This window comes from Stenotrophomonas sp. UBA7606 (assembly GCF_002477705.1).
Classification (GTDB): Bacteria; Pseudomonadota; Gammaproteobacteria; order Xanthomonadales; family Xanthomonadaceae; genus Stenotrophomonas.
In genome coordinates this window covers 1-9,955 of sequence record NZ_DLJW01000085.1, presented here as the reverse complement: position 1 = coordinate 9,955, position 9,955 = coordinate 1, and the positions used below count along the sequence as shown (strand labels likewise).

At 64.5% G+C, this 9,955-nt stretch carries 5 protein-coding genes; 2 read left to right on the top strand and 3 right to left on the bottom strand.

What is annotated here, in order from left to right; translation table 11 throughout:
* Window positions 1-26: 26 nt before the first annotated feature.
* Window positions 27-3,383, bottom strand: a complete 3,357-nt coding sequence (locus B2527_RS10755; RefSeq protein ID WP_293711823.1) for a hybrid sensor histidine kinase/response regulator — start codon at window positions 3,381-3,383, stop codon at window positions 27-29.
* Between the two features lie 390 nt (window positions 3,384-3,773).
* Entirely contained in the window at window positions 3,774-6,041 is a 2,268-nt protein-coding gene (locus B2527_RS10750) for a TonB-dependent receptor (protein ID WP_293711820.1), read from the bottom strand.
* 161 nt (window positions 6,042-6,202) lie between these two features.
* Between B2527_RS10750 and B2527_RS10745 the strand changes: the two genes are divergently transcribed.
* Window positions 6,203-7,609: a GntP family permease gene (locus B2527_RS10745; protein ID WP_293711818.1), complete on the top strand. Its 1,407-nt coding sequence runs from the start codon at window positions 6,203-6,205 to the stop codon at window positions 7,607-7,609.
* A 601-nt stretch (window positions 7,610-8,210) separates the two neighbouring features.
* Here B2527_RS10745 and B2527_RS10740 read toward each other — a convergent pair.
* Window positions 8,211-8,612: a ComEA family DNA-binding protein gene (locus B2527_RS10740; RefSeq protein ID WP_293711825.1), complete on the bottom strand. Its 402-nt coding sequence runs from the start codon at window positions 8,610-8,612 to the stop codon at window positions 8,211-8,213.
* 147 nt (window positions 8,613-8,759) lie between these two features.
* Between B2527_RS10740 and B2527_RS10735 the strand changes: the two genes are divergently transcribed.
* Window positions 8,760-9,955, top strand: a 1,196-nt coding sequence (locus B2527_RS10735) for a M20/M25/M40 family metallo-hydrolase (RefSeq protein ID WP_293711815.1), incomplete at its 3' end; no start/stop codon positions are given.

Sequence of the window (9,955 nt, the reverse complement as noted above, 5' to 3'; positions counted from 1 at the left end):
ATTCCCTATTCCCTATTCCCTATTCCCTATTCCCTATTCCCTATTCCCGGCCGCAACGCATCCGCTGCCAGCAACCGATCCAGGATCGACTTCAAGGCCAGCGGGCGCACCGGCTTGTGCAGCAAGGTCAGGCCCTGCTCCAGCACTTCGCGGCGCGTTGAAAGACTGTCATCCGCACTGAGGATCAGGGTTGGCCGGGCACCAAAACGCTCGCCCAGGCGCAGCTGCAAGGCGGTGCCGGTATCGCCGTCATCCAGGTTGTAGTCGAACAGCCACAGGCTGGCCGCAGTTGCCTGCAGCGCCGCCACCGCCTGTGCTTCGCCGGAGGCTTCGGCCACCTGGTAGCCCCAGCCACGCAACAGCCCGGCCAGGCCCTGCAAGGCCGCAGGATCGTTGTCGACCAGCAGCACCGGCACACCGCCGGAAGTGGCGGCAGTGCGCGGACGCGGCAGCACCGCGGCCTGCGGGCAGGCCACCCATGGCAGCGATACCGAGAACACCGTGCCCTGCCCTTTCTCACTGCGCAGCCGCAACGGCGCATGCAGCAGGCCGGCGATGCGGTCGGCAATGGCCAGGCCCAGGCCCAGCCCCTGGCCGCTGCTGTCCTCACCGCGGCGGAATTCTTCGAAGATGCGCTGCTGCTCTTCGCGGGCAATGCCCGGCCCGGTGTCATGCACCTCGACACGCAGCCGCTCGCCTTCGCGCCGCACACCCAGCAGCACCCCGCCGCGCGCGGTGTAACGCACCGCATTGGCGAGGAAGTTCTGCAGCACACGCCGCAGCAGCTGCGGATCACTGTTCACCCAGGCCCGGGTAGGCAGGTAGTGGAAGGCCAGCCCGCGCGCGGCCGCCAGGGCACGGAACTCCGACGCCAGCGGATCAAGCACCTCGGCCAGCGGCAGATCACGCGGTTGCGGCACCAGTCCACCGGCCTCCAGCCGCGACATGTCGAACAGCCCGGTCAACAGATCGGTGGTGGAGTCCAGGGCGCCGCGGATCTGCACCACCGCCTGCTGTTGTTGGCTGGATTCAACCTGCTGCGCCAGCGTGTCGGTGAACAGGTGCGCGGCATGCAGCGGCTGCAGCAGGTCATGGCCCACGGCAGCGAGGAAGCGGCTCTTGGCGTCATTGGCGCGTTCGGCCTCGCGCTTGGCCGATTCCAGCAGCGCGGTGCGTTCGCCCACGCGCTGCTCCAGCGTTTCGTTGCTGCGTTTGAGCTCGCGCTCGCTGCGGCGGAATTCGGTCACATCGGTGAAGGTCGCGACGAAGCCGCCACCCGGCATGGGGTTGCCGCGGATCTCGACAATGCTGCCGTCCGGGAACACACGCTCGGTGAGGTGCGGCGTACCGGCACGCATGAAGGCCAGGCGGCGATCCACCGCACGCTCGTCACCGCCACGCGCGGGCATGGCCTGCAGCGCCCAGCGGGTCAGGTCCATGATCGGCCGGCCCACCTGCAGCAGCTCGTCAGGAAAGCCGAACATGCGCGCATACGGCCGGTTCCAGGCCACCAGGCGCTGCTCGCGATCAATCACGCTGATGCCCTGGCTCATGTTCTGCAATGCCGCCTGCAGCACCTGCTGGCTGAAACGCAGATCCTGCGAGGCTTCGCTGACGATGGCTGCAACCGTGGCCAGCTCGCCGCTTTCGCGCCGCGCCGCATCCAGCAGCAAACGCGCCGATGCCGCGCCCAGCACCGAAGACAGCTCCCGCTCCAGCCGTGCCTCCACCTGCGCAGGCACCGGCCCGCTGCGCGGCGCATCGGCCAGCAGGCGCTCAACCTGTTCATACGGCAGGAAGCGGCGGCCGGCATCGCGCAGCGCCTGTGCATCCAGGTTGCGGCTGGTACGGTTTGGCGTATCGCGACGCCAGGCCATGGCCAGCAGGGTCACGGCGGTGCCGACGAACAGGCTGGCGCCCACCGCACGGCCCAGCGGCGTCCAGCCGGTGAGCCCAAACAAGGCCTGCGGTGCCAGCCACTTCCAGCCAAACGGCCCCTGCAGCAACCAATCCGGTGCATGCCCGTCGCCCTGCAGCAACGACGGCAGCAGCAGCACCCAGGCCCAGGTGGCAAAGCCGGCAAGCACGCCGGCTATCGCCGCGCGCGGCGGTGTCTGCGGGCGCCAGATGGCGAAGGCCAGCACCGGCACCAGGGTGGCCATCGCCGAGAACGACACCGCACCGATATCGGCCAGTACGTTGCTGCCGCCGATCAACCGGCTATAGGCCCAGGCCAGCAGCATGATCACGCAGATGCCGACACGCCGCAGCCACACCAGCTCGCGGCGGTGGTCACCCCCACCCGCGCGTGCCCAGGCGCTGCGCACCAGCCCCGGTGCGAACCAGTGGTTGCCGATCATCAGGCTCAAGGTCAGCGTACTCACCACCACCATGCCGGTCGCCGCGCTCAGGCCACCCAGGAAGGCAAACAACGCCACACCGCCATGGCCGGCCGAAAACGGCAGCGCCAGCGTATACATATCGGACGGCACGCTGTTGCCCAGCAACGCGGTACCGGCGCGGGCAAGCGGCAGGATCGGCAGCGCGATCAGCAGCAGGTACAGCGGAAACAGCCAGCGCGCGGTGCGTACATCGGCCGGGTCACGGCACTCCACCACGCTGACGTGGAACTGGTGTGGCAGCAGGAACATGGCCAGGCCACCGAGCAGCACCAGCGGGATGAAACCACCTTCGGCGGCGCTGACCGGCACCGGTGGTGCCGCCGGCAGGTTCTTCAGGCCGAACCAGACAAAGGCCCCCAGCGCCAGCATCGCGCCCAGCTTGAAGATGGATTCCACGGCCATCGCCAGCACCAGGCCCCGGTTGTGCTCGGACACATCGGCGCGGCGCGCGCCAAAAAGCATCGCAAACAGCGCCATTGCCAGCGCCACGTACAGCGCGCTGTCCTGCCATACCGAGCCTTCCTGCCCGGCCAGAACCGAGCGCGAGGTGATCATGCTGAAGCTCATCGCCACTGCCTTCAGCTGCAGGGCGATGTAGGGGATCAGCCCCAGTGCCGCCACCAGCGTCACGGTGGCGGCCAGCCAGGCGTCGCGCCCCAGGCGTGCTGCGATCAGGTCGGCCAGTGAGGTCGCATTGGTCTCGCGCGCCAGCCGCACCAGCCGCATCATCACGCCCATTGCCAGCGCATAGAACAGGATGGCGCCGACAAAGGTGGGCGGCAGTGGCCAGCCATGCCGCGCGGCCTGGGTGACGGTGCCGTAGAAGGTCCACGAGGTGCAATGCACCGCCAGTGACAAGGCATAGACATGCCGCCAGTGGCGCGCAAACACGGTGGGGCGGCGTTCGCCATACAGGGCCGCGCCGAACATCAGCGCCAGCCAGGCCAGGCCTGCAAGCGCCACGGTTGCCAGACTCAACATGGAATGCGTTTCCCGGAAGCTGCCTGGCAGGATACGGAGTTGGGGAAGAAGGATGAAGGAGTGCGTGCTCAAAGCCCTTGCTTGGAGCACTTGCTTGAAGCCCCTCTCCCTCCGGGAGAGGGGTTGGGGTGAGGGTGCGGTTCACTGACAAATTGCTTCTTGCTTTGCATCAAAAGCCAGAGCGTGAAAGGCAACGGCAAAAGCTGCCCTCACCCCAACCCCTCTCCCGCTGGCGGGAGAGGGGCTTCAAGCAACGGCAACGGCAACAGCAACGGCAACAACAGCGAAAGCAACCGCCCCCGCAATCACCACAAACACAAAAGCCCTCTCCCGCCGCGCGGAAAAGGGCTGCTTTGCATTCCAATCAGCTGGCCGTCACCGGCTCAACCGTCAGAAGTTGTAACGCACCGACACATACCAGTTGCGCGGCAGACCGTAGTACGCGGTCTGGATGTTGGCAACGCTGGCGAACTCCTGACCTTCAGTCTTGTAATCCTTGTCGGTCAAATTACGCACGCCAGCACGCACCTGCCATGCCATCTGCGGCGAATCCCAAACGCCGTAAGCGCCAACCAATGCATACGCGTCCTGGCTCAACACCTTACGGTTGTCCACCGACAGCCACGTGTCACCACGGTAGGAAACATCGCCACCCAAGGTCAAGTTGCCACTGTCCCCCAGCGAGAATACGTGCTGCAGCGCGACCCGCGCAGTCCAATCCGGAGAGAACGGCACGTGATCGTGATTCACGTTTTTGTCGTAACCGGGGTAGGAAGGATCAAGACGGAAGTCCTCGAACTTCTTGTACTTGGCATCCATCCAACCCAACTGCGCGCTCAAGGTGGTCGACTCGCCCAGCAGGGCGCTGCCTTCCAGCTCGATGCCCTTGATGTTCAACTCGGCAGCATTGAGTACCGGGAAGGTATTGGCATCCTGGGATACGCGCGCCTGGAAGTCGCTGTAATTGCTGTAGAAGGCTGCCGCGCTGCCGCGGAAGCGACGATCAGAGGAAGTACCCTTCATGCCCAATTCGTAGGTCCAGACATACTCTGGATCAAACTTGGCATGGATCACGTCATAGGCCGTGTTCGCGCGACCATTGAAACCGCCGGATTTGAAGCCACGGTTCGCCGAAACGTAGCCCATCAAATTTTCACTGAAGGCTTTCTGCAGACTTACCGAGGGGGTCACCGCAGTCCAGGAGGCTGAAACCGGTGCCAATGGCACGGTGCCATTGAGAGCCGTGGCCGGCAGGAAGCCCAGGAACAGGCCATCGGACTCCCAGAAGGTGCTGGTGGTGCGCTCGTAGTCCTTCGTGTCCTTGGTCCAACGCACGCCAGCTGCCAAGGTCCAGCTCGGTGCAAACTCCCAGTTGGCGTGCGCAAACGCAGCCTTACTGGTGGTGCTGAGATCATCGTCGATGGTGCGCAGGAAGCCGGCCGGCTTGCCGCCGATGAGATAGATGTCGTCGCCATAGGCCTCCTGGTAGGACGGCACGTGCTCCTTCATGTAGTACGCGCCGAACGTCAGGTGCAGGTTGCTGCCATTGTCGTAATGCAGCTGGAATTCCTGACTCTTCTGATTCTGGTCCAAAGCAACCAGCACATCGCCCAACTGATACTCGGAAGCATCAATATCGATGTAAGACTCGGTCTTGAGCTTGCGGTAGGAGGTAATGCTCTTCAACGTGAACTGCTCGTTGATGTCCCAGTTCATCGCCAACGACGCGCCCGAATGCTTCAGATATTGGCCCTGACCGTCATTGAACGAGGTGCGCGCGCGATGGTTCCACTCGCCCGTTTCACCCGGCTTGAGCACACGCACGATAGCGTTGGTATTCAATTCGCGCTGCTGCAGGTCCGCCATCGGCCGGCCCAAGGTCAATCCCGCATCCTGCTTGGTGGTATCCAGCGACAGCACAGCGCTGAAGTTGTCGGTCGGCTGGTAGGCCAGCTTGGCGCGGAATGCCTCGGTGTCATCATCGTTGTAGCGCTTCCCACTGACCGCATCCTTGACGTAACCGTCATTGGTGATCTTGGCGCCGGCAATGCTGCCGGCCAGGGTGTCGCTGAGCTTGCCGGAGACGTAGAAGCGGCCTTCCAGGCGGCCGTAGTCACCCGCGGTGACTTCCACCGCACCGCCTTCATTGTCGAAGGGGTTCTTGGTGGTCAGCTTGATCGCGCCGCCGGTGGAGTTCTTGCCGTACAGCGTGCCCTGCGGGCCACGCAGCACTTCCAGCTGCTGGATGTCGAACAGCGAGAACAGCGCGCCATTGATGCGCGAGTAGTAGACATCGTCCACATACATGCCCACGCCCGGGTCGAAGGTCTGCAGCGCGTCGGGCTGGCCGATACCGCGGATGAAGACGTTGACGCTGTTGGCCGAGCCACGGCCCTGGGCGATGTTCATATTGGGCACGGCGCCCTGCAGGCCCTCAACGGTCGAGGCCTGCAGATCCTTGATCTGCTCCTCGCCGAAGGCGCTCACCGCCACCGGCACGTCCTGAATGGACTCGCTGCGGCGGCGTGCGGTGACGGTCACTTCGTCCAGCTGCGTGGCCTGGGTGCCTGCGGCAGGCTGCTGCTCCTGCGCCTGCACGAATGCAGCCGGTGCCAACAGAATGCCGCCGATGGCCATGCTCAGATACTTGCGCTTCATTGGTCTCCCTCCTCCCGGGTATGACGTTGCGGCATATGGATGCCGCCATGGAGCGCACGTTAATGGAGCGTTAGCCGGCCGCGTATCGTCCCTTCGTACAGTGGGCCGGGCCACTCCCGATCCTGATACTCGCCGGCAATGTATTGGCCGGGGAGCTGTGAATGTCGTTTCTGATTGTCTTGGCGGCCCTGTGCTTCCTGATGTTTGTTGCCTACCGCGGCTACAGCGTGATCCTGTTCGCGCCAGTGGCCGCGCTGGGGGCGGTGCTGCTGACCGATCCCAGCCTGGTGCAGCCGATGTTCACCGGCTTGTTCATGGACAAGATGGTGGGCTTCCTGAAGTTGTACTTCCCGGTATTCGTGCTGGGTGCGGTATTCGGCAAGCTGATCGAGGTCTCGGGTTTCTCCAAGTCCATCGTCAGTGCCACCATCAAGCTGGTCGGAGCAAAGCGCGCGATGCTGTCGATCGTGCTGGTCTGCGCCCTGCTCACCTACGGCGGCGTATCGCTGTTCGTGGTGGTGTTTGCGGTCTACCCCTTCGCCGCCGAGCTGTTTCGCCAGAGCAATATCCCCAAGCGCCTGATTCCCGGCACCATCGCCCTGGGTGCCTTCACCTTCACCATGGACGCGCTGCCGGGCACGCCGCAGATCCAGAACATCATCCCCTCAGCCTTCTTCGGCACCAACAGCTGGGCCGCACCGTGGCTGGGCGTTATCGGCACCGTGGTGATCCTGATCCTGGGCATGAGCTACCTGGAATGGCGCCGCCGCGTGGCCATCCGCAATGGCGAGGGCTATGCCGGCGCCAATGACGAACTGCGCAACGAACCTGAGCCCTTCCACGGCCAGAACCTGGCCCACCCGCTGGTCGCGATCACCCCTTTGGTCCTGGTCGGCGTGGCCAACTTCCTGTTCACCCGCTGGATCCCCGGCTTCTACGGTGAAACCCAGTCCTTCATCCCGGCGGTGATCGGCAACCCGGCCCCGGTGGTGCAGGAGGTGTCCAAGCTGGGCGCGATCTGGGCCGTGCAGGCCGCCTTGCTGCTGGGCATCCTCAGCGTCATCGCCTTTGCCTGGAAGCCGGTGGTGGCCTCCTTCGCCGAGGGCACCAAGTCGGCCATCGGCGGCGCCATGCTGGCCTCGATGAACACCGCCTCCGAGTACGGCTTTGGTGCGGTCATCGCCGCCCTGCCCGGCTTTCTGGTGGTAGCCAATGCACTGGGCTCGATCCCCAATCCGCTGGTCAACGAAGCGGTCTCGGTCACCGCCATGGCCGGCATCACCGGCTCGGCATCAGGCGGCATGAGCATCGCGCTGGCGGCCATGGCCGACAGCTTCATCGCCAACGCGCAGGCTGCCGGCATTCCGATGGAAGTGTTGCACCGCGTGGCGGCGATGGCGTCCGGCGGCATGGACACCCTGCCACATAACGGTGCGGTGATCACCGTGCTGGCGGTCACCGGCCTGACCCATCGCCAGTCCTACAAGGACATTTTCGCCATCACCATCATCAAGACCCTGGCAGTGTTCGCGATCATCGGCGTGTACTACGCCACCGGGCTGGTCTAAGCCCTCTTCTGCCGGTGCCTCGTCGCAGGCCAGCAACGCCAACAACCGGCATCGAACGTCGGCACCGGATTGGCAGACCCACGCATACGCTGTAGCCCGGGTAAGCGCAGCGCACCCGGGGCTCTTTGCGGAGAGCTCCCGGATGGCGCTGTGCTCACCCGGGCCACGATTGGCTGAAAGAGTCTCTCGCGAAAAGCCCCGGGTGCACTGCGGTTACCCGGGCTACCCACTGGCCGGAAGAAGTCCTCGCGAAAAGCTCCGGGTGCGCTGCGCTTACCCGGGCTACATTGCCCCATGGATTGCACCGCCTGGCCGGAGCCAAGCCCACATCCCGGCTCTTGCACATCTCCACGCCTGGGCAAGCAATCCCCTGACAGAACAAGGCCCGGGAAGACCCGGGCCTTGTTTGTATCCGACAAGCGGAACAAGAAAAATCGCCCGGCTGCACGTCACTGTGCAACACCGGACGATCTCACGTCCTTGTTGGCGTCCTGCCTTCCCCCAGCGTCCTGCCCCTATGGGTTCCTCGTGTGCCGCCGTCCTGGCGGCTCACAATCCTTATGGCGCGGCATCCATTGCTGCAGACCAGGCATCCAATGCCTCAACGCCTCTCCACCGGTTGAACAGCTGCCGTCCCTGGAGCCTTCTTGGCGGCGGCATCTCCAGCCTTCGCCTCGATCAGGTCGCGATTCCGTTCGACCGTCTTCAATCCGATTCCCTTCACCAGCGCCAGTTCCTCGACACTCTTGAAAGGCCCGTTTGCCTGCCTGTGATCAATGATCGCCTGCGCCTTGGAAGGCCCGACGTTCACCAACCCTTGACTCAGCTCCGCCGCAGAGGCGGTGTTGATGTCGACCTTGTCCGTGGCATACGCCGATAGGGTCAGCAACAACGCAAGAGCCAGTGACTTCAGCGTCACGGAGAAAAGCTCCATCGCTACACTCCTTGTGTCGTGGGTGGATGTCGGCTTCCCCGCCGACGAATCCAGTGTCCCGCGCCACATGAACACAGCCTATCCGTCACGCCGCACTAACGCAGCCAGCCAACACCCCGAACTCATGTAGGAAAAGTCCTACACACCCCATGGCGACCCGTCGTGGGGGCCAGCGGCGTAGAATGGTTACACCTGACATTTCTACCGGAGATCCAGATGGACAGCGCCAAGATCGGCCAATTTCTCAGCGACAAGTGGGACAACGACATCGTCCCGCAACTGGTCGATTACATCCGCATCCCCAACAAGTCGCCGATGTTCGACGCCAACTGGGTCGTAAACGGCTACATGGATCAGGCCGTCAACCTGATGGAGAGCTGGGCGAAGGCGCAGAACATTCCCGGCCTGCAGGTCGAGGTGGTTCGTCTGGAAGGCCGTACCCCATTGATCTTCTTGGAAATCCCGGCCACCGGCCCGGAAACCGGCGACGACACCGTGCTGCTCTACGGCCACCTGGACAAGCAGCCGGAAATGACCGGCTGGGACGACGACCTCGGCCCGTGGATTCCGGTGCTGCGCGGCGACAAGCTGTACGGCCGCGGCGGCGCCGATGACGGCTACGCCATCTTCGGCTCGCTGGCGGCGGTGCTGGCGCTGCAGGAACAGGGCCTGCCGCACGCCCGCTGCGTGATCCTGATCGAAGCCTGCGAAGAATCCGGCTCCTACGACCTGCCGGCCTATGTCGACCATCTGGCCGACCGCATCGGCCAGCCGTCGCTGGTGGTGTGCCTGGATTCGGGCTGCGCCAACTACGACCAGCTGTGGTGCACCACCTCGCTGCGTGGCCTGACCGGCGGCAACTTCACCGTCAAGGTGCTCAACGAAGGCGTGCACTCCGGTGACGCCTCCGGCGTGGTGCCGTCCAGCTTCCGCCTGCTGCGCCAGCTGCTGTCGCGCATCGAGGACGAGAAGACCGGCCGCATCCTGCTCGACGGCCTGCACGTGGACGTTCCGGCCGAGCGCCTGGAACAGGCCAAGCGCGCCGCCGATGTGGTCGATACCGCCATTTTCGACAAGTTCCCCCTGGTCGACGGCCTCAAGCCGATGAGCGAAGACCTGACCGAGCTGGTGCTCAACCGCACCTGGCGCCCGGCCCTGTCGGTGACCGGCATCGGCGGCATGCCGCCGCTGGAATCGGCCGGCAACGTGCTGCGTCCGGAAACCTCGGTGAAGCTGTCGCTGCGCCTGCCGCCCACCGCCAATGGCAAGGCCTGCGGCGACCTGCTGAAGGAAGCCCTGCTGCGCGATCCGCCGAACGGCGCCCACGTCAGCCTGGACCTGGAAAAGGCTTCCACCGGCTGGAACGCCCCGGCGATGGCCGCGTGGCTGGAAAAGTCCATCGACGACGCCAG

Coding starts and splice junctions, on each gene's coding strand:
- B2527_RS10740 (WP_293711825.1), bottom strand. CDS start 8,612: ATGTGGCGCGGGACACTGGATTCGTCGGCGGGGAAGCCGACATCCACC.
- B2527_RS10745 (WP_293711818.1), top strand. CDS start 6,203: ATGTCGTTTCTGATTGTCTTGGCGGCCCTGTGCTTCCTGATGTTTGTT.
- B2527_RS10750 (WP_293711820.1), bottom strand. CDS start 6,041: ATGAAGCGCAAGTATCTGAGCATGGCCATCGGCGGCATTCTGTTGGCA.
- B2527_RS10755 (WP_293711823.1), bottom strand. CDS start 3,383: ATGTTGAGTCTGGCAACCGTGGCGCTTGCAGGCCTGGCCTGGCTGGCG.